Consider the following 25,062-nt stretch of genomic DNA (forward strand, 5'->3'; position numbering starts at 1 on the left):
GCACCGCCGGAAACGACGGTGCTTTTACTTTGTCCACATATACCGAACCCGGATCAGAAGTCGTATTCCAGTTCGGTATCCCAATACAAAAAATCCCGCCAACTTTCGTGAAGATAGTTTGGCGGGAAGCGGCGTCCGATTGTCTGGAGTTCGTGCATGCTCGGCTGTTCGGGGGTCCTGCGCAGCCGGAGTCCGGCTTCCCTGATCGATCGGCTACCCTTGAAAAGGTTACAGTCCGAACAGGCCGTAACAATGTTGGACCAGTTCGTTCGCCCGCCCCGCGACCTCGGAATGACGTGATCGAATGTCAGGTCACTGGTCGGCAGACGATCCCCGCAATACTGGCAGGAAAACTGGTCACGCAGGAAAACGTTGAACCGGGTAAAGGCCGGACTGCTTTTGAGCGATACATATTCCTTGAGCGATATGACACTCGGCAGTTTCATTTTGAAAGACGGGGAATGGACTTCGCGATCATATTCCGAAAGAACATCAACGCGTTCCAGAAACACTGCCTTAAGCGTGTCCTGCCAGGACCACAAGGACAGCGGGAAATAGCTTAACGGCCGGAAATCGGCGTTAAGGACAAGTGCCGGACACGCATTGGGCGATAAATGCATATCATCCGCTCCACCGTGTTTACCGAGTCGCACCCACTATTTAGCAGGTTCGAGAATCGCGGGTGATGAACATATCATGACGTTTCATCAATCCATGCGACGCGGTCACGTAAATCACTGATAGAGAAAAGTATAGACCAATTTTCGCAAAGCGCAAATCCCGCTTGAGGCCGAGTCGCAAACATTTACGCAAAACCGGCAACACCGGGTACGACTCGCAATCAGGCACATCAACGCCCGGACAAACAAAAAGGCCGCGCATCGATGATGCACGACCCTTTTATGGCCCCGGAACAGGGCGATGTGAAATCTGTTAAAAACGAAAGGCCCGCAATCGCGAGCCTTCGTAATTCTTAAAGCAAAAGTCTGCCTTAGGCAGCTTTCGCTTCAACAGCTTTGGCGATCTGGCGTTTGACTTTCACCAGCTCTGCCGACAGCTTGGAAGCTGCAGTGCCGAGCACATATGCATCCAGACCACCACGTTTTTCAATGGTGCGGATCGCATTGGTGGTCAGACGCAGACGCACCGAACGACCCAGCGCTTCGCTCAGCAGCGAAGCCGGCTGAAGGTTGGGAAGGAAACGACGTTTGGTGCGGTTGTGGGCGTGGCTCACATTCATGCCGACCAAAACGCCTTTGCCGGATACCGGGCAGCGACGTGCCATGACCTGATCTCCTGGTCTATAATTCGCAAAAGGACGCTTGGCCTGACAGGCAGGCCCGCGCTTGGAGCCGGGTTATTACCGTCTCTGACAGATGTCGTCAAGCCTTCATCCACGCTTTTACGCGACAAAAACACCTGTTTTGCGCAATCCGTTCATATTGCATCACGCAAGGACGGCTTTTCCCATCTCAACCACACGGAATCAAGCGATTTTCCCCGACACACAACCATACCCCCGGTTCGGTTTGGCAATTACATCACGATGACACGACCCGATTCTGAACGGCATCCGACAAAGACAAACAAATATAAAGTCGGGTTCGGGCCTTCTCGCCGCCCATATCGGCTATTTGACGTTACGTTCTTTATTAAGGATTCAGAAGGTAGAGGTCAGAACACCCAACGTCACCCAGATTGATCCTTGTCAAAACATCATCGCGCATTCGGTGTTAGCGTGTCGCCATAGTTATTCCGCACACGCTTGGGGAGCACTGCGCATGATGAAAACCGATTCCAAGGTATCCTTGCCCCTTTTGGGCATTCTGCTGGTCGCTGTGATCGGCCTTGTTTTGTATCTGGCCGGTTATGTGCTTGCGCATTTCGGTGTGCCGATTGCATCGGTGTGGATTTACGTCGCACTCGCACTGGTCCCGGTCGTCTTCCTCGTGCTTCTGGATTTCAGCCGCTAATCCTAGGCGCTGTCTGCAAACAATAAAACGGCCTGCCAGTTTCGGCGGGCCGTTTTATTGTTTGGGGGCTTTCGCCTGAAAAATCACGATCAGACGGCTGAACTTCTTTGTTGCCAATGGGGATTTTCACAAGGCCCCACCGACGGTCTGGCAAAGAAATATCCCTGATAGGCATCAACCCCCATCGCCGCAAGTTCGCTGCGTTGCTGCTCGGTCTCAATACCCTCGGCAATCACATCAAGACCGAACCGATGTGCAATCAGAATGGCGCCTTCGATCACCGCTCGTGAATTGACATCCATTTTCAGGATGAACGATTTATCGATTTTGACCGCATCGACGCGGATCTGATGCAGGCGGGAAAGCGATGAATAGCCGGTACCGAAATCATCAATATGTACTTCCACTCCCTGGTCATGCAGATCAGACAGGACTTCTGAAATCAGTTGTGTGCGCCGGATATCAAAGATCGATTCTGTCACTTCAATAGTCAGACGGTTGGCTGGCAGACCCGTTTCAAGCAGCAGATTTTCCACCATACGGGCAAAACGCGGTACAACGATCTGACGCACCGACACGTTAACCGCAATCTTGGGCCCACCGGCAAAGCCGAACCAGTCCAGAATCGTTTTGCAGGCTTCGCGCATCACCCATTCGCCGATATCGACAATCAGCGCAGATTCCTCAGCAATCGGAATAAACTCGTCTGGTGGTACACGGCCTAGCTCTGCACTTTCCCAGCGCAGCAACACTTCATAGGCGGTAATGTCGCCCGTCTTCGCACTAACGACCGGCTGATATTCAAGAAAAAGCTCATTGGCGGACAAAGCCTGACGCAGGGCCTGATTGATAGCCAAACGACGTTCCTGCTCAACAAGCAACTTGCTGTCATAACTTTGCACGCTGCCACGCCCAGACCGCTTAACCTCGGCTGCGGCCAGATCGGCCCAATGGATCAATTCCGCAATCTGCGGGTTATGGTCGATGCCAAATGCCACACCAGTGCTGAAACCGACATGCAATGTCTGCCGTGCGATATGGATTGGCCGGTTAACAGCCGCCCGGACCTCGGGGATGGTTTGGTCAACCAGCTGATGCAGATTTTCCGGCTGATCAGTCAGAATCATGATGAATTCATCACCACCCCACCGCCCTACAGCATGACGATCATCGACATATTCCCGTAAACGGTGCGAAACTTCCTTAAGCACCAGATCACCGATCGCATGACTGAGCCCGTCATTGATCTGTTTGAAATGATCAAGATCAATGAACAGAACGGCATAGGCACGATTGCCCCAGCTTGTGCGCGCCTCTTCAAACCAGGAAACGATGCCATCACGGTTCAGCAATCCTGTCAGGGTGTCGCGCACCAGAAGATTGCGAAGTTCACGGGTTCGTTTCGCCACCCGAGCCTCAAGTGTCGCATTCCAGTTCTCGGTTATCCGGTTTTTCTCGCGCAGGTCGTCAACTAGAGAGTCGTTTTCGTGCTTCAGCACAAGCGACCGATACAGAATACCGTGATTATTGCGATGGGTGATCATCATGACGGTTGCAAAGATAAAGCCCAGTCCCGACAGAACGTAATTCGGTTCCGGCATGACAATCAGAACAATACAGGCAGGCATTAGCAACATCAGAAGATAGAACCGGCCGACCCTGAAAACAGGTGCAAGAATTCCGGTCGCGCCACCGGCAAGCCCCGCCAATATGATCAGGGTTACGAACCGGCTTTCATTACTTTGCGTTGGCAAGTCAAAGATTGACGCCAACGCCCAAAGGATAGCCCCGGAACAAACACCAAAGGCATATAGCATAAACCATTTATGGAATTCCGCATCATCAAATGCCGAAATCAGCCGTCGTTCGACATGATAGCGATACCCGACAAAAAGCCGGATCACCGTCGTTGCAAAAATCACGCAAATCCAGACGGTCATGCCAAATGATAGTTCGGATTGAAACCAAAGCGTCCCGACAAGACCACTTCCGGCCGACAGATTGACAAGGACGTTCGCCCAGTTGTTGCGATAGGCAAGATCAAGAAGGTCCGCGCGAACCTTCTTTTGCAGTTTCGGCCCTGCTTCGGTCCCGTGTCCGGGTTCCAAAAGCAGCCGCTTTAAGGTGTCAGCCATCCTGGCTGTGAACTGCCCCATCCGGAAATTCCGTTATAGCCGTTTACACGCTTAACAATCGGATGCGCAACATTAGCTATTTGGATGGTAAGCAGTCACCCTAAATAATTCCAGATAGAAAGTGCGTTTTTTTGAAGCAATGCCCCTTGTAAGCCCCAAAGTCGACCGGGACCCGGTTTTGCCCCGGTCGACTTTCGATGCCAGATCGTCAGCATATACCCTCAGAATATCTCGAAGACTTGCCCGGTCTGCAGACCCTCGACCGATTTGGCATAGCCAAGGGCTGCACGTGCCGCCGGAACGGGATCATGCCCGCGGAAATACGGAGCATAGCCTTCCATGGCCTCAAGGATCACACCGGGGCTGACCGCGTTGATGCGAAGCCCCGGTTTCATTTCGATTGCAACAGCCCGCACAAAAGACTCGATTGCACCATTCACCATAGAGGCCGAGCTACCGTAACGGATCGGATCTTTGGACAGGATACCAGTGGTCAGCGTGAATGATGCATTGTCTGCCACGTGATCACGCCCAACCAACACCAGATTGACCTGCCCCATCAGTTTGTCATTGATCCCGATGCGGTATTTGTCATCGTCCATTTCGGCGAAATCACCGAAATGAACCTTTCCGGTCGCAGAAACAACCGCATCGACTTTGCCGACCTTTTCAAACATCGCACGGATTGATGCGATATCCGTAAGGTCAACATTAACGTCTCCACTTGCGCGGGACGCACGGATGATGTCGTGGCGTTGGGACAACTCGGAATCAATCCCGCGCCCGACAATCCCCGATGCGCCTACCAAAAGAACTTTCATCTGATCCTCCATCCTTGAAAAGTGCTTCGATGGAAGGACTGTCTCATAAGACAATTGAAAGGATAATCTGGTTATTTCCAAACATTTTGTTTAATATTATAAACAATGAAAGATTATCTGAATGAAATGCGCAGCTTTGCGGCCGTCATGGAAAACGGTGGCTTTACCCATGCCGCCAAGGCACTTGGCGTGTCCAAGGGCCTGATCAGCCAGCACGTCAAAAGACTGGAATCAGAGCTGGGGGTGCAATTGCTGTTCCGGTCAACCCGCAAGGTAGAACCAACCGAAATCGGGATCACATTTCTGGGTTACTGTCAGAATATCACCCAAAGTGCTACCGCCGCATTCGAAGCCGTCGAGGCTCTTCGCGGCGAACCGGTCGGCACCGTTCGCATTACGGTTCCCGTTTCGTTTGGCGAGATGTTTCTTGATGACATCATCGTCGCATTTCAAAAAGCACATCCACGCATACAGATCGAAATGGAACTGGAAAACACCTTCCGCGCGCTGCAATCTGCCCATATCGATATCGCCATTCGCGTCGGATTAACCGACGACCCAGAACAGGTTGCCATTCCGCTGGGTCAATTGTCCGAACTGATCTGCGCAAGCCCTACCTACTGGGCAAAGCATACGAAACCCGAAACACCCGCCGATCTGGGAAATCACAATTGCCTACTGAATTTTCAGTACTACAAGGACGGCAACTGGGTTTTCTTTTCCGATGATGGCGCACAATCAGTTCCGGCACAGGGCAATCTGCGCCTTAACCATTATCCGCTGTTGCGCAATGCCGCGATCCGCGGATTGGGCGTTGCCCGACTGCCCCGGTATGTTGCCCTTCCGGCAATCTTCGATGGATTGCTTGAAACGGCACTAGATGGCTATTCATCGCCGTTACGACCGATCTATCTGGTTTACCCCTATCAAGAAAATCTGCCGGTCAAAAACCGGTTGATGATTGATTTTATTCGTAGCTGGTTCGTCGAACGCCCTGACCTTCTGGAAACCAGAACGACGTCGCCTAGACATATCCGCTCAGCGCAATAACCTCTTCGGCGCTAATGCCCTCGTCACGCATGGATCGCAGTGTTTTTGATTTGTCGCGCTTGGCAAACCGTTTGCCATCCGGGCCCGTAAGCAGACCATGATGATGATATTCAGGAACATCATACCCCAGCAATTCCTGTAAGAGGCGATGCAGGTGGCTTGCAACAAACAGATCCTGACCACGGGTGACAAGGTTGATACCCTGCAAATGATCATCATGGATTACCGATAGATGGTAGCTGGTCGGCGTATCCTTGCGCGCCAGAACAACATCGCCAAATATTTCCGGCGTTGCATCCTGCTTGCCAACCTTGCGGTCATACCACGATAACGGGCTGGCGACCTGTCTAAGGGCATGCTCCATATCCAGACGCAGCGCATAGCTCTCCCCCGTCGCAACACGATCTGCGCGTTCGGACGCACTAAGATTACGACAGGTCCCCGGGTAAAGCACACCATCCGGCCCATGCGGCGCATTTCCAATCCGCGCGATTTCTTCCTGAATGTCTTTTCGCGTACAAAAGCACGGATAAAGCAGCCCGGCATCGGTCAAACGATCCAGGACCTTCTCATAATCACGGAAATGCTGCGACTGAATGCGAACAGGTTCTTCCCATCGAAGCCCCAGCCAAGCAAGGTCCTCAAAGATCGCATTAACATATTCCGGGCGACAGCGGGTTTGATCTATATCTTCGATCCGCAAAAGGAAACGGCCATCCGGCCCGCCCTGTTTTGCGGAAAACAGGGCCGAGGCCGCATGACCAAGATGCAGAAACCCGGTCGGACTGGGGGCAAAGCGGGTAATGGCTGTCATAACGGCCCTATCCCATAACCTACCAGCGGTCACGATCACCGGTCGCCTTGTCCTTGGCGGTATCCGCAGGCACATGACGCATCGGACGCTTGGGTTGACGCCCCCCCTGTTCATCGAACAGATCGGACAATTCACGCAACATCGTCCCGCCAAGCTCTTCGGGGTCGTTGATCGTTACCGCACGCTGGTAATAGCGGGTCACATCATGTCCGATCCCGATCGCAAGCAGTTCAACCGGCGAACGGGTCTGAATCCAGTCGATGACCTCGCGCAAGTGCCGTTCAAGGTAATTTCCGGAATTCACCGACAGGGTCGAATCATCGACCGGTGCCCCGTCGGAAATCACCATCAGAATCCGGCGTTGTTCAGAGCGGCCCAGAAGGCGTTCGTGTGCCCAAAGCAGGGCTTCGCCGTCGATATTTTCCTTAAGCAATCCTTCGCGCAGCATCAGGCCAAGATTCTTGCGCGCGCGCCGCCACGGCGTATCGGCTGCCTTATAGATGATGTGGCGCAGGTCGTTGAGACGGCCGGGTTTTGGCGGCTTGCCACTTTCAACCCATTTTTCGCGCGATTGCCCGCCTTTCCACTGACGGGTAGTGAAACCAAGGATTTCGACCTTCACCCCGCACCGTTCAAGGGTACGCGCCAGAATGTCGGCCGATAGTGCGGCAATCGTGATCGGGCGCCCGCGCATGGAACCGGAATTATCGATCAGCAGCGTCACGACCGTATCGCGGAAATCTGTATCCTGTTCCTGTTTGAAGGACAGAGAGGTCGAAGGTGTTGAAACAATACGTGCCAGCTTCGCCGCATCAAGGATGCCTTCTTCAAGGTCAAAGTCCCAGCCACGGTTTTGCTGCGCCATCAGGCGGCGCTGCAAGCGGTTGGCAAGGCGCGAAACGACATTCTGCAAATTCGCAAGCTGCTTATCGAGCATGGCGCGCAGACGCGAAAGCTCCAGACCTTCACAAAGCTCGTCGGCAGTTACGATTTCATCAAATTCACGCGTAAAGGGTTCATAGCCGCGTTCAATCGGTTCGTTCCGACCATCAAATTCAGGCTGTTCACCGGGTCCGGCAGGTTGTTCTTCCTGCGACATGGCTTCAAGCTGCTGGTCATCGATATCGCCTTCACCGGCTTCGGCTTCTTCGGTACCGGCATCCTGCTGCTGATCATCACCATCAGGTTCGGACTCGTCGGCCTGCCCCTGCTGGCCACCCTGACTGTCAAGTTCCTCATCCGGGTCGGTTTCGCCTTCTTTTTCGTCCTCATCCTCGCCGTCATTTTCAGGCGGGGCTTCGTCGATATCATCTTCAAGAGACAAATGATCAAGCAGGCGGCGCAATCCCCGTGCAAACGCATCCTGATCGTCAATCAGATCGCGAAGATCGTTCAGGTCTGTACCGGCATTTTCTTCGATATGGGCACGCCACAGATCGATCAGCGGGCGGGCCGATGACGGGGCGGGTTCACCGGTAAAAATCTCGCGCGCCAGCATCCCGATTGCATCAGCAAACGGTGCATCTTCGCGCGCCGTCAACCGATGGAAGTTTTTGGCACGACAATCCTGTTCGGCATGTTCACGCAGGTTCTTGCGGACCCCCGGGAAATAACGCGAACCGACCGCCTCGCAACGGGCCGTTTCCAGCGCGTCGTAAACGGCCTGTGCCTCGGCGGTTTCGGGCATACGGCGGGCATGAAGGGCCACATCATGGTGACGCAGTTTCAACGCCCAGCCATCGGCAACCCCACGCAGATCGGCAACCTCGTCCTTCGGCAGCGCCTGTTTGGGCATCGGCAGGCGCACATGTTCGCCATAGCCACCTGCCCGACCGCCTTTGACAAAGCCGACTTCAAGATCATTGCGTCCGGCAAGCGCGCGAAATGTCGCCGCTGTGCCGCGCAAAAATCCGGAAAGCGCTTCATCATTCTTCATTGCTCTACTCGCTTCTGGAATCAGGTCGCCGATTTGCTTTAACAACGGATGATCCTAACGGACCATCACATTGATGGCTTCTTCGGGAAGTTCCTCGCCAAAGCACCGCTGATAATATTCAGCCAGGATCGGACGTTCGACCTCGTCGCAACGGTTAAGGAACGTCACGCGAAACGCATAGGAAATTTCCCCGAAAATCTCGGCGTTTTCCGCAAGCGTAATAACGGTACGCGGGCTCATGACAGTCGAAATATCGCCTGCGACAAATCCCTGGCGGGTCAGGTTGGCAAGGGCAACCATGGCCTCGATCTTCTTGCGGCCTTCGGCATTGTTGAACGACGGCACCTTGGCGGTCACGATGTTGGTTTCATCGGCAACCGACAGATAGTTAAGGGTCGCAACAATCGACCAACGGTCCATCTGGGCCTGGTTGATCTGCTGGGTCCCGTGATATAGGCCCGTGGTATCGCCAAGGCCGACCGTGTTTGACGTCGCAAACAGGCGGAAATTCGGATGCGGATGGATGACCTTGTTCTGATCAAGCAGGGTCAGCTTGCCATCGACTTCCAGAACACGCTGGATAACGAACATCACATCGGGGCGACCCGCATCATATTCATCAAAGACCATCGCGACTGGACGTTTTAGCGCCCAGGGCAAAATGCCTTCGCGGAATTCCGTGATCTGTTTGCCATCGCGCAACACGATGGCATCTTTGCCGATCAGGTCGATACGCGAAATGTGGCTATCAAGGTTTACACGAACACAAGGCCAGTTCAGACGTGCAGCAACCTGTTCGATATGGGTCGACTTACCCGTACCGTGATACCCTTGGATCATCACGCGGCGGTTATGGGCGAAGCCCGCCAGAATGGCCAACGTGGTATCGCGATCAAACCGATAGGTCGGATCAATCATGGGAACATGTTCGCTGCCCTGGCTGAATGCCGGAACCTTCATGTCGGAATCAATCCCGAACGCTTCACGAACGGAGATTTTGATGTCTGGTGCATCCAGCGGATGTTCGGCGGCTGCACCTGTCGCTTCGTAACCTTGGCTCATAAGTACTCGCGCATTTATCGGACCGGTGACGCGGTCTCGTTTGAAACTAGCTCATTAATAGCGGCTAAGATGCGCGTGACAAAGGGAAGATGCGCAAAAAAAATCTATCGCCGCCAATGGATCGAACAATGAAAAGGTCCGCGGCACGAATTGCAAGGCAGATTTTATCAAATTTCGCCCGACACCAGTCTCTGATTACGTGGAAACACGTGCTTCCAGATCACGGATGTATCTCATCAGCGACGAATAGGCTGCACTGATTTTCTTAAAGCGTTCTTCGGCAACCTTGTCGCCGCCATTGGCGTCGGGATGGTATTTTTTCGACAGCGCCTTGTATTTTGACTTCAGCTCGTCCTTGGAAAACGGCCAAGGAAGATCAAGCGTTGCCATGGCCTGTTGCTGTTCGGATGGCATGCCCATAGCCCCCGCGCGACGCTGGGCATCTTCGCTTTTGCGTCGGCGATCCCCCGCGGGGTCACCCCCTGGGCCATGATGGGTCGGATCACCATCTTCGTTAAAGAAGCCGAAACCGTCGCTGAATTTGAAGTTGAACGGTTTCTTGGCACCGCGAATATGCCCGAACCGCCATGTCGGGCGTTGCCAATGGGTATCACGCCGGACATCATTTTCGATGTCTTCGGCTTTCATGCCCTCGTAATAGTTCCAGGACTTGTTGTATTCCCGGACATGGTCGAGACAGAACTTATAGTACTCTCGAAGTTTGCGGTCCTTGGGCGCACGAAATTCCCCATGACCTTCACATCCCGGCCATTCACATACGGGCAGGTCTGGTTCTTCATGATAAAGGGTTTTGCGTTTGTTGCGTTGGCCGCGGTTCATCTGCGTTTATATGTTCTGATCATCAAGCTTCGCAATATCATACGAGCCGTTTTAATGCGATAAAAGGCTTGAAAAACTGCCATCGCGTGCCACAACAGTGCCAACAGTCAGATTTTCGCATTAATTCATGCGAAACACACCGAAACATGAGGCCATTGTCATGCAGGTAGCCCAACAGATTAGCGATATCCTGACCGCGGAATTCGCCCCCGAGAAACTTGAAATCATCGATGATTCGTCAAAACATGCCGGCCATTCAGGCGCCGACCCACGCGGAGAGTCGCATTTTTCCGTACTGGTCGTTTCCCAAAAATTTGATGGCGAGAACCGAGTCAATCGCCAGCGGCTGGTTTACGCAGCCCTTGATCAGCTTCTGAAAGATCGCGTTCACGCGCTGGCTTTGAAAACCATGACACCTTCCGAATATGCAGCGGCTGCGCCCCAAAAATAACCAATGCGCTTATTCCGCATCGTGAAATCAACTTAGACGACCGTTGTTTTTCGGCGCAATAATAGCCCAGAAGCCCGATACGCAGTCTCCTGCATATGGGGCACGGGCGCCGGTCAAATCTGCGCCCGATACAAACGGGAGGACTAGGTTATGAGAACGCGCCTTATCGGGGCAAGCGTCGCCCTGTTTATGTCTGGAACAGCCTACGCACAGGCCCCCGCCCCGGACAATCTTGAAAAACTCTCCAATTTCCAGTCAACAGGCACCAGCGAGTTCACAAGAATCGAGCAAACCGGTGACTATGCTGACGGCATCAAGAAAACGCTTGAACGCATTACTCTGCCGGACGGTTTCAAGATTGCCCTTTATGCCGTTGTGCCCGATGCCCGTCATATCGCCGTTGGCCCGCAAGGAGTTGTGACATTTGTCGGCACGCGCAAGGACAAGGTCTGGTCGGTAACCGACCGCAACAAGGACCGTGTTGCCGACGAGGTCAAGGACTTCGCCCCGTCCTTGCGGTTCTCCATTCCCAACGGTCCGTGCTTCTCTCCCGATGGCATGCTCTATATCGCAGAGCAAAACAGGGTTCTGACCTTCCCCGCCGCCGAATTTTTCTATGAAAGCCCCGATGTCGCGGCATTCAATGTCGTTAAACAGGGTGAGCTGATTCCACCGTCCGAAGAAAGCTACAATCACACCGCACGTGTTTGCAAAATCGGCCCGGATGGCAAACTTTATATCTCGCTTGGACAACCCTTCAACGTTTCCCCCAAGGACAAGCTTGATCTTTATCGCCAACACGGGATCGGCGGTATTATACGCATCAACATCGATGGAACCGGTCGTGAAGTATACACATACGGGGTCCGGAACTCCGTCGGTCATGACTTCCATCCGGAAACCGGCGAACTATGGTGGACGGACAATCAGGTTGACGGCATGGGTGATGACATCCCGCCCGGTGAAATCAATCACCAGACATCAGCCGGTCAGCATTTCGGCCATCCCTGGTATGGCGGCGGCAACGTTCGGACAAATGAATATGCCGGTGAAGAAGTTCCCTATGATGTCGTGATGCCCGCAGTCGAAACCATTGCACATGCTGCCGACCTTGGCATGTCCTTCTACACAGGCAAGATGTTCCCGGCCCAATACAAGAATGCGATTTTCTCGGCCCAGCACGGATCGTGGAACCGCACTACGCCGGTCGGCGCGCGCGTAATGGTAACCTTTATCGACAGTGACGGCACGGCCCGCATAGAGCCCTTTGCCGAAGGCTGGATCGATGAAAACGGGGAGTATCTTGGCCGCCCGGTTGATGTCGCCCAGCTGCGCGACGGGTCCCTGATTGTATCGGACGACCTTGCCGGTGCCCTGTACCGCATCTGGTACGAGGGGAAATAATGCGGATATTGCTTATCGTGATTCTCGGCGGGCTTTTGCCCGCCGAGGCTTCCTTGGCACAGGACATTGATGCCGGTCGGAAAGTTGCGGGGATATGCCGAACCTGTCACGGTCTGGACGGATTTGCCCGCATCCCTATTGCACCGCATATCGGCGGCGAACCCGCAGCATATATTGAAACCCAATTGCGCGCGTTTCGCGATGGCAGCCGGGAACATGAAATGATGACTGTGGTTGCCAGCAGCTTAACCGACCAGCAGATCACCGACGCCGCAGCCTGGTACAACCATTTTGATGTGACTGCCACACTGCCAGCCGGGAAAAACCCCGATGATGCACCGGAACTGTGCAGCACCTGCCATGGTTCAAACGGGATTTCGGAAATGCCGGACGTTCCCAACCTTGCCGGTGAAACCAATATCTATCTCGAAACACAGTTAAAAGCGTTCCGAAACGGCAAGCGCAATCATGACATCATGTCGCCAATTGCAACCGAGCTTGACGATAGAGGAATGCAGACCGCAGCAGACTGGTACAGTGCGATTACGATCAACATCACCGATCCGACCAAACCGAATTGAAACCAAAATCAGCTGTCGGGTCGCAGTGCCCCTGAAACATCAAGGCCAACCGTCATTGCCGCGATAACATCTCCGGTTTCCGGATTAATGATCGGAACCGTAACCTGCGACAGAAAGGCACGGGTTGATCCATCAAAATAGATGTCGGCGATCTGACTTAAATCCGGGTCATGTCCAATGGCAACCTCAAATTTTTGCTCATCTGATTGATCGAAATCGGTCGTCAACCGGTTCATGCCGATAACCACGCCGCTGGTATCGAATACGAATATTTCGGCAATATTGTCGGCGTCACTTTCCTGAAAGGCCCGCAAGATATCGGAAAGCGGATCTTCAAGGATTTCGGTTGCCTTCGGACTGGCAATCCCACCTTCACTGCCCTGACGCCATTCGCGATCGATTTCGACAATCGCATCTGGCTGAATTTGTGCTCCACCCATTGCAGACCGGACCGCCCCAACAAGTTCCGCATTCGCCGCCATGGCGCGGATCGCCGGTAACTGCTGACGAGTAATCAGATCACGTTCCCAACCCTCAAGCTGCATGGGTAAGGTTTCGCATGCACCCAGCGCCGTATTCAGTGATGCAATCAGCCCGGGATTAAGGCGGGTATATTCCCGCCCAATATAAACAACAAGCGGGGCATATCGTTCGAACTGGACGTTGAACTGAGCTTCATGGTTGCCCATGCTGTCGCGCGCGGCCTCGAATGTCTGTTTGTCGACCAAGGCGTATTCAACGCGCCCGGCCAGGACCTGCGAAATCAGGGAGTTGATGGAGGGTGCCTTGGCAATTTCCTGATACCCCTGCTCTGCCAGCCATTCTGCTTCGTTGGAGCCAAGGATGGCACCAACAGAAAGCAGACTGTCGGGTGTCGGGCTTGACGCGAAACTGCCTTGTTGCCCAGCGGCCGAAATCCAGACCCATTTTTCAAGCGCAAGCGGTAAAGTTGGTTCGGCATATTCGTCCATGAAGGAACTGATCCGCGCCAGGAAGAATCCGTCCGCCTGCCCGTTTCGCACCATCTCCCGATTGCGCTGGCGGGGGGCAATCGCAATTCCGTACCCAACCTCGATCCGGTCAAAAGCACAATTCAATACGGTGATCGAGTAGCCTCTCAGAATACCGTCCTGCAATTGCTGATAGGGGGGCTGCAGATTGGTTTGAAGGATCAGAAACGCGTTTTCTCCGGATGAACCGACAATGTCCTGCTCTTGTGCTTGTAGGGGCAAAACTTTCAACGTAATCGCAAACATAAATGCAATCAGGGCCTGTAGCAAAATACTGCGATAGGCCAATGCGGATTGCCCCAAAAGCTTTTGTCCCGATGGTAGTATGTGGCGTCTCATAAAACACCTGACATTCACCAAACCCCGTCGATGATGATATTGGGGTGTAATGACAGCGTTACAAGACAGACTAATTAGTCACCGGTATACATATCAGGCGCGATGCGCTTGACCGCCGCTCCGTCACTTCGCCACCCGTGGCAACTATTGACCAACGGGGATCGGCGCTTTTTCGGCGGGTATGATGCGGTGCCATCCTTTTCCGCCTGCTTACGGCGTTCTTCAGCCTCACGCGCCCGGATTGGAAAGATTGTCTGAAACGCGGTCGTTGCCACCGGTCCCATCAGTTCGGTCAGATGCGTGCATCCGTGAATGCCACCAACCCGTTCGCGAATGTGCTGTTTCAACCCCGGCCCGATCCGAAGTCCGACCAGTGCAGCGTAGTTCGGGGCAATTTCATCACAGGCATTGAACGGGGCATGATCAGTGACGGCTTCAACCGCACTTATCACCATGTCATCCCCGACAGTAATGCGCAGCCACATTTCATGGATCGGTACACCGGCGGGAATTTCGCCCCGGTCGTTATTTTCAAACCCGTATGTCTTGGTATCGGTGATATGGCCTTCGATATCCCAAAGACCGTCCTTGCGACGATATCCGGTGCAGGTAACGTTGCGGGTATGGATATGGTCACGTTCCGCGGGGCTTGATAAGGGCATGGCATATATCTCCTTTACGTAAACGTAAAGACAGTAACTTGCACGTTGTCAACCTTCAAAAACGCAGAACGGCTGATGCGGAACCTCCGCATCAGCCGCCCAAAGCATATTACATGGACTAAACCTGATTTACGCGACGCCGTAATCGGACCCGAAAATAAACTTTTCGCGTTCGCGCAAATCTTCTTCAAGCTGTGCCTTCACGACATTGAACAGATCGCGGATCGAAACCATGCCGACGACATTTTCTCCATCAAGCACCGGAAGATGTCGGTAACGGTGCGCACTCATCAATTCAAGGGCGTTCATCGCCGTATCGCCGGGTGCGAGTGTATCGGGATCAGCCGTCATAACCTGTTTAAGGGGGGTAGATGCCGCATCAAGACCCTTTGCGACAACCCGGTTTACAAGGTCACGCTCTGTAAAGATGCCGGCAAGCCTGGCATTGTTATCGACAATGATCACGGCACCGATCTTACGTTCGGTCATCATATTGACGGCGTCCATGACCGAGTCTACTGGATTCAAGGTTGCGATCGACTGCTCTTTGACCACACCAGGTACGATTTTCGTATCCATGTTTTTCCCTCTGCGGGTTGCTGTTGCCACGTGCCCTACCCCGATCAGATTGCTGAAAACAACGCATCAAATGCGTCCGGGGCCCTTATTTGCAAGTAGCCCTGCAATCACATCGATCAAGACCTTTGCCGATCATTTTAACCGATAAGTAGATTTAAAAGAACATTTTTACACCCAAAAAACAAAACGGGCCGCCCGGTTTCCCGTGCAGCCCGTTTGTTTTGATGCAATCATTGCTAGTTCGTATCGTCGGTTGCGACTTCGCGCACTTCACGTAATTTGATGCGGGTTATCTGATTTCGAATACGACGCAGAACTTCGAATTCCAGTCCATGGAATCGGAACTGCTGTCCGACATCGGGAATACGGCGGGTTTCATAAAGCAACAACCCGGCAACGGTTGCGGCCTCTTCGTCGGGCAAACGCCAGCCAAAACGACGATTAAGGTCACGAATGGTCACATCACCGCGCACAATGACCGATCCATCGGTTTGCGGCTGAACACCAACAACCTCGACGTCGGTTTCATCGGCGATATCGCCAACAATTTCTTCAAGGATATCTTCAAGCGACACGACGCCTTCGAACGCCCCATATTCATCGACGACAATCGCGAAATGCTCATGACGTTCCTTGAACGCCTTAAGCTGATCGGCAAGCGTGGTGCTATCGGGGATGAACCAGGGTTCGGAACTCAGCGCGCGAACGTCTTCTGCCGTTTCAGGCTTTGCCCCCCGGACGATCGCTTTCAGCGCTTCACGCGCATGCAAAACGCCAACGATGTTATCCGGATCCTTGTCATAGATCGGAATACGCGTATGCGGGCTTGCCAATACCGTATCAAGGATTTCTTCCATCGGGCGCGTGATATCAATCATCTGCACCTTGCGGCGATGCACCATGATTTCCCAGACCCCGACATCCTCAAGGTCAAGAACCCCATGCAACATCGTGCGTTCGGCATGATGATCACCAACAACGACGTCATCCGCATGCAATTCAATGGCACCGCGCAATTCACGCTCGCGGTCAGTTCCCGGGCCGTCGCCGCTGCCAAAAAGATGCAGGGTGGCACGTACCAGCACCTGAATGGTCTGGGTAACCGGCGCAAAAACAACAACCAGAATACTCATCGGTCGAGCAACGCGCAGCGCCATGCTGTCTGCATGCTGAAGCGCATAGGTCTTTGGCAGAATTTCAGAAAATATAAGCACAAGTGCCGTCATGGCCGCGGTCGCGTAAACGACACCGCGTTCACCAAAAAGCTCGATCATGACAGACGTTGCCAAGGCAGATGCCAGAATGTTGACAAGGTTGTTACCCAGCAGAATGGCACCGATCAACCGCTCCTGATACTGGCGCAACCGGTTGACGATCCCTGCCCGCTGATCTCCATCCTGTTCCTTGTGATGCATGACTGGCTTTGATGCTGCTGTCAGCGCAGTCTCCGAGCCAGAAAAGAAAGCCGAAAGCATCAGCAGGATAAAAATCACGACAATCGTGATTGTCATTCAGGTTCGTCTCCAGTGGGTGTACGCAACAGATATTTACTTTGTGCTGTTGCGGCGTATCAGGTCAATCTCTGATCGGGCAAGTCATCATGTTCACAGTCGATATTGCCTCGAACTTTTGCCCTAGCCGTGGCAGGAACGGGTAATGGCAGCACGCATTTTCTGAATGTCCATCGCCTTCGATGTAAAAGCCTTGCCGATACCACGCGTCATGACGAACGTGATCTCACCGTCACGAACTTTTTTATCGCGCGACATATGGCCGATCAAACGATCAATATCCCAATGCATGCCCGGAACTTCGGACGCACATACCGGCAAACCAACAGATTTCAGATGACTTGCAATCCGTTCTTTTTCACCAGCCGGGGCCATGCCCATTGCCGCGCAAACGTCATGGGCGATGACCATCCCCATCGCGACGGCTTCGCCATGCAGAAGCTTTGCGCCGTATCCGGTTTCCGCTTCCAGCGCATGCCCAAATGTGTGGCCCAAATTCAAAAGAGCACGTTTCCCGGACTCGCGTTCATCCTGAGACACGATCCGCGCCTTGGCTGCACAACTGTGCATCACGGCTTCGCGGCGCTCCGCACCATCGTTGCTCAAAACGGCTTCGGCGTTCTGTTCAAGCCAGTCAAAGAATTCCGGATCATCAATCAGGCCGTATTTAACAACCTCGGCGTACCCGGCAAGCATTTCGCGGCGCGGCAATGTATCAAGAACCGCCGTGTCTGCCAAAACAAGGCGAGGCTGATGGAATGCACCGACAAGGTTTTTGCCCGATTTCGAATTGATACCTGTTTTGCCACCAACCGAACTGTCGACCTGTGAAAGCAGGGTTGTCGGAATTTGAACGAAATCAAGACCACGCAAAAGCGACGCTGCAACATAACCCGCAAGATCGCCAACCACCCCACCACCAAGTGCCATGATCAGGGTCGAACGTTCGATCCCCATCGCCAGAATCTGTTCGATAACATCTTCAAATACGGCAAAGCTTTTGGATTTTTCACCGGCAGGAACGATCACTTCGCGATGCGCGATACCCGCCCCGTCAAGCGATGCCAGAACCACCGGAAGATGGCGTTCCGCCACCGTCGCGTCACTGATAACGACGACACCGGCCTTTCTGACGAACGGCGCGATATGGCTTGCGGTATCTGCCAAAAGATTGCTGCCGACCAGAATATCATAGCTGCGCGCACCAAGTTCGACGCGCAAAACGTCATGATTTGCCACAAGAGGAGACGTCTGATTGTTCACCGGATTATATTCCCGTCTTTATCGAATGAACGGCCAAGCAGGGCAATGACCCCGTCGCGCGTTTCTTCCTTGGAGGATTCGTCACAGTCAAAAATGATGTCTGCTCCGGCATAGACCGGATAGCGCGCCTCGATCAGATCGCCAAGAATCTGACGCGGATCGCCATTATTGAGCAGCGGACGATGCGTTCGCCCGCTGGTACGCTGCAGCAACAGATCAAGGTCGGCACGCAGCCAGACCGAGACCGATTTTTCCAGAATAAGTTCCCGAGTTTTTTCGCGAATAAACGCACCACCACCGGTCGCAAGCACAAGCGGCTCGCCATCCAGCAGACGCGCGATTACGCGTTCTTCACCTTCGCGAAATGCTTCTTCGCCGTATAGCTTGAAGATGTCGGCAATCGAACAGCCTGCGGCTTCCTCGATTTCACGATCAGCATCAACAAAATCCAGATCAAGTGCCTTGGCGACCATACGTCCGATGCAGCTTTTCCCGGCCCCCATCAGACCGATAAACACCAGCGGTCGGCCTTTCAGCCCTGTCCGGATATTTGCAATCACGTCATCGCGCAAACCCGACTCGGCAATATTGCTCTCCATGATCGGTTTGCAGTCCTGTCTTTAATCCGGTTATCACACAATTTACCTATTTCTTTAGGCCAGCTGCGGCCTGAACGCAAGCAAACCGCACTGTTCACCGACAAATTCCTTCGCTACACGAGGGATCTGAGCAATTCCGGTACGCGGCGAGATTTTTGCACTCGCCAAAAACTTTTGGCCATCGCGTTAACCCTCTGTGAGGACCCGGACCCTAAACTGCCTTTATATCGCCGAATTGGAATGTCAGGGAAAAGGTTCGGGGAACGGGGTTGGAAAAATCACAGGCTGAATTCATGGCTTTGGGCAAAAGCGGTTCGGCTCTGTCTTGCATCTTTTACCGGGCCCCGCATACTGATCTTTGCGCATATCGAACCAACGCACCGAAGTCTGGATAACCATGAAGATAATTTCGCGTCTCATTTTATTACTGATCATTGCTGTCATCGCTGGTGGCGCAACATTTTTGGTCACTTGGGATATTCCATCGCCAACGACCCAGATGGAAGAAACCATCCCGAATTCGAGGTTCAACTGACATGCGCTTGCGTTCTCGCCTGCTGATGCAATCCTGTTTCGTCACAATGATGGCAGGGACAGGAATCACCTTGCCCGTGGCTTTTGCCAACGCGCAGGCACCGGTGCCGCTGTTTTTGAAACAGGAAGCAGAACAGAACGCAAATTCGCAACCGGATGCGACCGCCCCTGCAACAGGCGGCAATTCGGGCCAAAACAGCAATTTTGGTCAGGGTACCGGTACACTACCAGATACATTCCCAAGCGACCCCGACGCGGTCCAGACGGTTACGTTGCAAGCTGTTGATGCCGAGGCCGTTGGCACACTGGGACGTGAACGTGGCGGATTTGGTGCCGATATGTGGAACGGCACAAGCCGGGAAACGGCGGCACGTCTTCTGACAGATATTCCGGCAATGCCCGCAACGCATACGGGCCGCGACCTTGCACGTCGCCTGTTGTTAAGCATCGCGGCCGTTCCCGATGATCACAAGGAAATCAGCATGCTTGAAACACGTGCTGCCAAGCTGATCAATATGGGTGAACTGGACGGTGCGATTGATCTGGTCCGTGCCACACCACAAGGGGCACGGGGCTCGCTGCTGGCACAGGCCGAAGTCAATGCTTTGATGATTGCCGGAAAACTTGATGATGCCTGTGCGGCCATCGATGGTTACAGCAACAGCTTCGACGATATTTTCTGGCTCAAAGCCGCTGTCATGTGCGCGCTTCATGCCAATGACCGGACATCGGCATCGTTTTCGACAGATCTGGTCCGTGAAATGGAAGGCGAAACCGACAAAACCTTCTTTGGTCTGGTATCTGCAATCCGGAATGGATCGGCCCCGTCACAAGACATTATGAACTCGCTGAACACGTTGCGCTCGATCTATATTGCGCTTCTTGAAATCGCCAAGCAAAGCATTCCGACCAATCAACTTGAAACCGGTAATGCCGCCGCCATTCTGGGCATGATCAATGCGCGTGCAACGTCGACCGATGTGCGCCTTGAAGCCGCCCGCAAGGCTGAAAAACTTGGCCTGATCGAAGCCGCACAGCTGCGCAAGATTTATAGCGACGTCTCTTTTGACGCAGATGCGATAACCAATGCACTTGACGAAGCCCCCGAAGGAGTTCAGGCCCGCCAATATGCCAAACTGTATCAGGCGGCCGCCAAAAGTGACGTTGCAGCAGTCCGTGCGGAAATCCTTGCTGCCCTTTATGAATCTGCAATCATCAATGGTGATTTCGTTCAGGTATCACGCCTGACGTCCGATCTGCTGACCGATATCCCGGTGAATAGTGATTTTTCGTGGTTTGCGATTGATGCGCTAAAATCCTCGATTGCGGCAAACAATATGGAACGTGCCTCCGGTTGGCTGAAAACCGCCAAAAACAGTTCCAATCCGGGCAACGATATCGAATCCCGTCTGATCCTTCTTTATCCGGTTCTGGCACTTGCCGGACTTGAAGATACCGGAACACCAACCGCCACCGAAATAGCCGACGGGTCGAATGGCAGTGTCACGGTTAATCTGCCCGACGATGGGGCAACAACGCCTGTCCGTTATGGACTGGGCGGTGCTGTAACTCTTACGCCACCGGCCAAAACTTCTGCACCGATGAACGACGCACAGGCCAAACACCGCGCCCGTATGACCGAATGGCAGGAAATGGACGCTGCCCGCGGCGATCAGATTCAGGCAAAACGTGATTCAGAACTGATCTTTAGCCTGTTTGACGGCTTTGGCATTGAAGTCCCGATTGCACTTTGGGATGCGCTTTTGACCGCGCCCTATCTTGATGAACGCCAAACCGTAAGCACGGCAGTCAACCATCATCTGGAAACCGCAGCAATGAATATGCAGCGCGGCAAAACCGTCGCCCTTGCCATTCATGCGCAGCAGGTTGCAGGGGCTCCCAACGGTGATCCAAAGGATCTTTCGGACGCGGTTGCCGCACTCAACCATATCGGGCTTAACCGCGAGGCACGCCGTCTTGCCGTCGAAATCCTGATGGCTCGAAGCCAATAACGGACAGATATCGTGGCGCAGCCGCTTAACAGCAATCTTGTCGCGGCCTTTCTGGAAATGATGGCAGCAGAACGTGGGGCAAGCATTCATACGCTCGACGCGTATCGCCGTGATCTGGAAGATTATGTTGCAAGTCTGAAAACGCAAAAATCGGACCTGATCGGTGCGCAGGACATCCATGTCCGGAAATATATGGCATCGCTTGGCGATGCCGGTTTGGCGCCGCGAACCCAGGCCCGTCGGCTTTCCGCCGTCCGGCAGTTGCACAAATTCCTTTATGCCGATGGATATCGCAATGACGATCCATCTGCCCATATAGACAGCCCTAGGCAGGGCAATATATTGCCAAAATTCCTAACCATTGATGAAATTGATCGACTGATTGTCACTGCCACCAATCATGACGGCATCAAGGGCAAACGCCTTCTGGCGATGGTAGAACTGATGTATGCCACCGGCATGCGCGTCTCCGAACTGGTTGAACTGCCTTTTGCCGCTGCGGCGCGTGACCCGCAAATGCTGATCGTTCGTGGCAAGGGAAACAAGGAGCGGCTCGTTCCGCTGTCCGATCCTGCCCGTGATGCCTTAAGGGATTATCTTGAAGTCCGGGCATCGTTTATTCCGGTCACCAAGGCAAACCAGCCCGGTCAATCACCCTATCTGTTTCCGTCGCGCGGTAAATCGGGTCATCTGACGCGCCAGATGTTCCTCAATATGGTCAAGGACCTTGCCGCCGAAGCCGGAATTGCCCCGTCACGGGTTTCCCCGCACGTCTTGCGTCATTCCTTTGCCAGCCACCTTCTGGCAAACGGGGCCGATTTGCGCAGCCTGCAACAGATGCTGGGCCATTCGGATATTTCAACGACACAAATCTATACCCACGTCCTCGAATCGCGGTTACGTGGCCTTGTGCAGGAACACCATCCGCTTGCTCAACTGCAACGTGGCTGACTCCGCCCGCCAGAATCTCAAAATTTGTCTAGCTCTCTGTATAAGAAACCTCGACCAAATGCTGTGAAAAGTGTCGGTTTTCTGCGGATGTCATATATTCGTAACTGTACTGTCATCAGGTTGTTGCCGATCCTGCGTTAGGAGCTTTGCATGTACCGTGATGCTCCTGCCGTTCAGAGGATTCAGTAAATTTTTCAAGATCGGGGAATAGCCTTGGCATTTGATGCGGAGGATGAACTGACCGCGGACAGAGCTGCCGGCTCGGCACTCCGCCTTCGGAACTGGAAGCAGATCGTCGAAAAAGTCGACTTTGCCTTTCAACCGATCGTCAACCCGCATACCGGCCACATATTTGGCTACGAAGCGCTTTTGCGTCGCTGGGAAGACAGCGGCTTTGACTCGATCCAGTCCCTTTTCGATACGGCGTGGGAAACCGGCAATCTGCACGGTGTTGACATGATGCTGCGCGAAAAGGCGATTACAAAGTTTGCCCGCCTGCCCGAAGCACGCCGATTGAAACTATTTTACAATTTTGACAGTCGTGTGGTCCGTACCCCGGATTATCAGCCGGGCCGCACCGCCGAATTGCTGCGTAAGGCCGGTCTTGAACGCGACACCATCTTTCTTGAAATTTCAGAACGTCACGACATCAGCAACGCCCAATACCTTCAGGATATTCTGACGCGATATCGCAGTCAGGGTTTCAAGGTTGCGATCGACGACTATGGCAGCGGCTTTGCCCAGCTTCGCGCGCTTTACGAATGCGAACCAGACATCATCAAGATCGACCGGTTCTTCATCGACGGGATTGATCGCGACCGGCGCAAGGAACTGTTTGTATCCCAAATCACGGCTTTCGCGCATATGATTGCCGCACAGGTCGTGGCCGAAGGCGTTGAAACCCGCGAAGAGTTTTTGTGCTGTCGACGGATTGGATGCGATCTGGTGCAGGGATTTTTCATTGCACGGCCATCGGTCGACCTGCCGGAACGTACAGATATCGTCCCTGCCATTTCCGGGGTTGCGATAGAAAACCGGCGCGGGGTAGAACGCGACGGCGATGTTTTGCGGTCCTATTTGCTCGAGACGCCACCGATCGAAAACAACATCAATCCGGTGGAAATCCTGTCCTATTTCCAGAAAAATACCGACATCGCCATTGCACCGGTTATCAACAGGCAGGGCGAACCGCTTGGCGTGATCAGGGATTCGGATTTCAAGGCTTTCATATACACGCCATTTGGTCGCGAGCTTTTGCAAAACCCGGCCAACCGCACAAATATCAGCCGTTTTTTGCGCCGCTGCCCAATTGCCGATATCAATACCAGTCTGTCAGAACTGCTTGAAACCTTTGTCACGGCAAACTCGCTTGACGGTGTGATCCTGACTGAAAAGGGGGTTTACCTTGGCGTGCTTGATCAAAGTGCCCTGCTGCGCGCGGTTAATGAACGCAATACGCTAAATGCGCGCGATGAAAATCCGCTGACCCGTCTTCCTGGAAACAGTGCGATTTATCGCTACGCGGCCAACGCACTTGCCAAACCGCGCCGTCGTCGCTTTGCCGTTTACTTTGATTTCGACAATTTCAAACCCTTCAACGACCTTTACGGTTTCCGGCAAGGGGATCGCGCCATACTGCTTTTCAAGGATATATTGGGTAAAGCGCTAAGCCAGAATGACTGGTTTGTTGGTCACATCGGCGGCGATGATTTCTTTGCCTATGTCCAGTCAATTGACTTCGAGGATGCCGTAAGTGCGGTTCAACGTGCCCAATCCATGTTCGATGAACAGATCAAAAGTTTCTATGACGCCCAAACCCGAGATCAGGGTTACCTGATCGGCAAGGGGCGCAACGGAGAAAGCAGCGAATTTCCTTTGATGACGGTTAGTGCGGCATTGGTACGTATCCCGCCGGAACGCACAGACATTACGCTTGACCATATCTCGATCGAGGCCGCAAAACTCAAAACGATTGCCAAAAATAGCGTCACCCGCTTTGCCGCGGGCCATTACGCGCCGGACAATATCGCGCCGATGATACAGGAACCCGGATAACAGGCGATACGCGTTATCGTTGCAAATAACGCTTTTCTTTAAAATCGCTGACGCTAAAATCCGGAAAATGCAGCACACCTGTTTTGCTGCCCGTTATAACAAATGTAGCGAGCCGTCCCGCCATCATGGTCAGCGTTACCAGCACTTCTGAAATTCTGCCACCGATTCCGGTTCGCCCGGCAAGTCCGGTATCGCCACGTGCATCCCAGACGCAGCAGGAACAGAAGCAATCCGTCGAGCAGGTCGCAAACTCGATCCAGCTTTCTGACGAAGAAATCGAACGCGTTCAGCGTGCCGCGGAAACAGCCCGCAATGAACGCCGGTTTCAGGATGGCCAGACTGCCCTGACACTTGAAAATAATCAGACCGATGATGCCGCCAACAGCTACGGGGCCAACGGGAAGTCCAGTCACACCTTCGCCAGCGGTGCCAACAACCGTGGCAGTCTTGTTGATTTCTACGTCTAACCTGACAGCAACG

Annotated in this window: 23 protein-coding genes; 9 read left to right on the top strand and 14 right to left on the bottom strand. The window is 53.4% G+C overall.

Annotated features, from left to right (window positions below):
* Nucleotides 1-53: 53 nt before the first annotated feature.
* Nucleotides 54-620 carry an HNH endonuclease gene (locus tag TH468_RS03630; protein WP_007089028.1) on the bottom strand — a complete coding sequence of 189 codons (567 nt, stop codon included), beginning with the start codon at nucleotides 618-620 and terminating at the stop codon, nucleotides 54-56.
* Nucleotides 621-991: 371 nt separating this feature from the next.
* Nucleotides 992-1,285, bottom strand: coding sequence for a 50S ribosomal protein L28 (gene rpmB / locus TH468_RS03635; RefSeq protein ID WP_037990572.1), 294 nt, complete (start codon nucleotides 1,283-1,285; stop codon nucleotides 992-994).
* 496 nt (nucleotides 1,286-1,781) lie between these two features.
* Between rpmB and TH468_RS03640 the strand changes: the two genes are divergently transcribed.
* Entirely contained in the window at nucleotides 1,782-1,973 is a 192-nt protein-coding gene (locus TH468_RS03640; protein WP_007089031.1) for a hypothetical protein, read from the top strand.
* An 89-nt stretch (nucleotides 1,974-2,062) separates the two neighbouring features.
* Here the strand turns inward: TH468_RS03640 and TH468_RS03645 are convergent, their stop codons facing one another.
* Nucleotides 2,063-4,129: a bifunctional diguanylate cyclase/phosphodiesterase gene (locus TH468_RS03645; protein ID WP_085642229.1), complete on the bottom strand. Its 2,067-nt coding sequence runs from the start codon at nucleotides 4,127-4,129 to the stop codon at nucleotides 2,063-2,065.
* A gap of 200 nt (nucleotides 4,130-4,329) precedes the next feature.
* The gene (locus tag TH468_RS03650; RefSeq protein ID WP_085642460.1) at nucleotides 4,330-4,929 is read right to left on the bottom strand and encodes a short chain dehydrogenase; all 600 of its coding nucleotides are present in this window, start codon (nucleotides 4,927-4,929) and stop codon (nucleotides 4,330-4,332) included.
* A gap of 105 nt (nucleotides 4,930-5,034) precedes the next feature.
* Between TH468_RS03650 and TH468_RS03655 the strand changes: the two genes are divergently transcribed.
* Nucleotides 5,035-5,979 (top strand): LysR family transcriptional regulator, encoded by a 945-nt coding sequence (locus TH468_RS03655; RefSeq protein ID WP_085642230.1) that lies wholly within the window; start codon nucleotides 5,035-5,037, stop codon nucleotides 5,977-5,979.
* Here TH468_RS03655 and gluQRS read toward each other — a convergent pair.
* The 4 genes from gluQRS to TH468_RS03675 all read right to left on the bottom strand — a co-directional run bounded on the left by gluQRS (nucleotide 5,954) and on the right by TH468_RS03675 (nucleotide 10,631).
* A complete protein-coding gene (gene gluQRS / locus TH468_RS03660; protein ID WP_085642231.1) occupies nucleotides 5,954-6,793 on the bottom strand; it encodes a tRNA glutamyl-Q(34) synthetase GluQRS in 840 nt (279 codons plus the stop codon). The two genes, TH468_RS03655 and gluQRS, sit on opposite strands and share 26 nt — an antisense overlap.
* A 19-nt stretch (nucleotides 6,794-6,812) precedes the next feature.
* Complete coding sequence (cobT, locus tag TH468_RS03665) at nucleotides 6,813-8,729, bottom strand: cobaltochelatase subunit CobT (RefSeq protein WP_037990567.1); 1,917 nt, start codon at nucleotides 8,727-8,729, stop codon at nucleotides 6,813-6,815.
* A gap of 54 nt (nucleotides 8,730-8,783) precedes the next feature.
* Entirely contained in the window at nucleotides 8,784-9,791 is a 1,008-nt protein-coding gene (cobS, locus tag TH468_RS03670) for a cobaltochelatase subunit CobS (protein ID WP_085642232.1), read from the bottom strand.
* A 195-nt stretch (nucleotides 9,792-9,986) separates the two neighbouring features.
* Entirely contained in the window at nucleotides 9,987-10,631 is a 645-nt protein-coding gene (locus TH468_RS03675) for a J domain-containing protein (protein WP_007089038.1), read from the bottom strand.
* A gap of 160 nt (nucleotides 10,632-10,791) precedes the next feature.
* On the opposite strand from TH468_RS03675, the gene TH468_RS03680 reads away from it, so the two are divergent.
* The 3 genes from TH468_RS03680 to TH468_RS03690 all read left to right on the top strand — a co-directional run bounded on the left by TH468_RS03680 (nucleotide 10,792) and on the right by TH468_RS03690 (nucleotide 13,067).
* Nucleotides 10,792-11,082 (top strand): BolA family transcriptional regulator, encoded by a 291-nt coding sequence (locus TH468_RS03680; RefSeq protein WP_210402203.1) that lies wholly within the window; start codon nucleotides 10,792-10,794, stop codon nucleotides 11,080-11,082.
* Between the two features lie 150 nt (nucleotides 11,083-11,232).
* Nucleotides 11,233-12,486: a sorbosone dehydrogenase family protein gene (locus TH468_RS03685; protein ID WP_085642234.1), complete on the top strand. Its 1,254-nt coding sequence runs from the start codon at nucleotides 11,233-11,235 to the stop codon at nucleotides 12,484-12,486.
* Nucleotides 12,486-13,067, top strand: coding sequence for a cytochrome c (locus TH468_RS03690; protein WP_085642235.1), 582 nt, complete (start codon nucleotides 12,486-12,488; stop codon nucleotides 13,065-13,067). Before TH468_RS03685 ends, TH468_RS03690 begins: the two co-directional genes overlap by 1 nt.
* 8 nt (nucleotides 13,068-13,075) lie before the next feature.
* On the opposite strand, the gene TH468_RS03695 is transcribed toward TH468_RS03690, so the two are convergent.
* The 6 genes from TH468_RS03695 to TH468_RS03720 form a co-directional block, all read right to left on the bottom strand.
* The gene (locus TH468_RS03695) at nucleotides 13,076-14,416 is read right to left on the bottom strand and encodes a hypothetical protein (RefSeq protein ID WP_085642236.1); all 1,341 of its coding nucleotides are present in this window, start codon (nucleotides 14,414-14,416) and stop codon (nucleotides 13,076-13,078) included.
* 74 nt (nucleotides 14,417-14,490) lie between these two features.
* Entirely contained in the window at nucleotides 14,491-15,078 is a 588-nt protein-coding gene (locus TH468_RS03700; protein ID WP_085642237.1) for a DUF2889 domain-containing protein, read from the bottom strand.
* A gap of 129 nt (nucleotides 15,079-15,207) precedes the next feature.
* Nucleotides 15,208-15,657 carry a CBS domain-containing protein gene (locus TH468_RS03705; RefSeq protein WP_085642238.1) on the bottom strand — a complete coding sequence of 150 codons (450 nt, stop codon included), beginning with the start codon at nucleotides 15,655-15,657 and terminating at the stop codon, nucleotides 15,208-15,210.
* Nucleotides 15,658-15,893: 236 nt separating this feature from the next.
* Nucleotides 15,894-17,168, bottom strand: coding sequence for an HlyC/CorC family transporter (locus TH468_RS03710; RefSeq protein WP_085642239.1), 1,275 nt, complete (start codon nucleotides 17,166-17,168; stop codon nucleotides 15,894-15,896).
* 123 nt (nucleotides 17,169-17,291) lie between these two features.
* Nucleotides 17,292-18,431 (bottom strand): 3-dehydroquinate synthase, encoded by a 1,140-nt coding sequence (aroB, locus tag TH468_RS03715; protein WP_085642240.1) that lies wholly within the window; start codon nucleotides 18,429-18,431, stop codon nucleotides 17,292-17,294.
* The gene (locus TH468_RS03720; RefSeq protein ID WP_007089047.1) at nucleotides 18,428-19,030 is read right to left on the bottom strand and encodes a shikimate kinase; all 603 of its coding nucleotides are present in this window, start codon (nucleotides 19,028-19,030) and stop codon (nucleotides 18,428-18,430) included. The genes aroB and TH468_RS03720 overlap by 4 nt, the downstream gene beginning before the upstream one ends.
* 611 nt (nucleotides 19,031-19,641) lie before the next feature.
* On the opposite strand from TH468_RS03720, the gene TH468_RS03725 reads away from it, so the two are divergent.
* From TH468_RS03725 to TH468_RS03740, 4 genes are all read left to right on the top strand, one after another.
* Nucleotides 19,642-21,576 (top strand): antifreeze glycopeptide, encoded by a 1,935-nt coding sequence (locus TH468_RS03725; RefSeq protein ID WP_085642461.1) that lies wholly within the window; start codon nucleotides 19,642-19,644, stop codon nucleotides 21,574-21,576.
* A gap of 12 nt (nucleotides 21,577-21,588) precedes the next feature.
* A complete protein-coding gene (gene xerD / locus TH468_RS03730; RefSeq protein WP_085642241.1) occupies nucleotides 21,589-22,527 on the top strand; it encodes a site-specific tyrosine recombinase XerD in 939 nt (312 codons plus the stop codon).
* Between the two features lie 213 nt (nucleotides 22,528-22,740).
* Nucleotides 22,741-24,582: a GGDEF domain-containing protein gene (locus tag TH468_RS03735; RefSeq protein ID WP_085642242.1), complete on the top strand. Its 1,842-nt coding sequence runs from the start codon at nucleotides 22,741-22,743 to the stop codon at nucleotides 24,580-24,582.
* A gap of 125 nt (nucleotides 24,583-24,707) precedes the next feature.
* Entirely contained in the window at nucleotides 24,708-25,049 is a 342-nt protein-coding gene (locus TH468_RS03740) for a hypothetical protein (RefSeq protein ID WP_063095297.1), read from the top strand.
* The last annotated feature ends 13 nt before the right edge of the window (nucleotides 25,050-25,062 follow it).

Origin of the sequence: Thalassospira sp. MCCC 1A03138 (genome assembly GCF_002115785.1) — a bacterium.
Taxonomy (GTDB): Bacteria; Pseudomonadota; Alphaproteobacteria; order Rhodospirillales; family Thalassospiraceae; genus Thalassospira.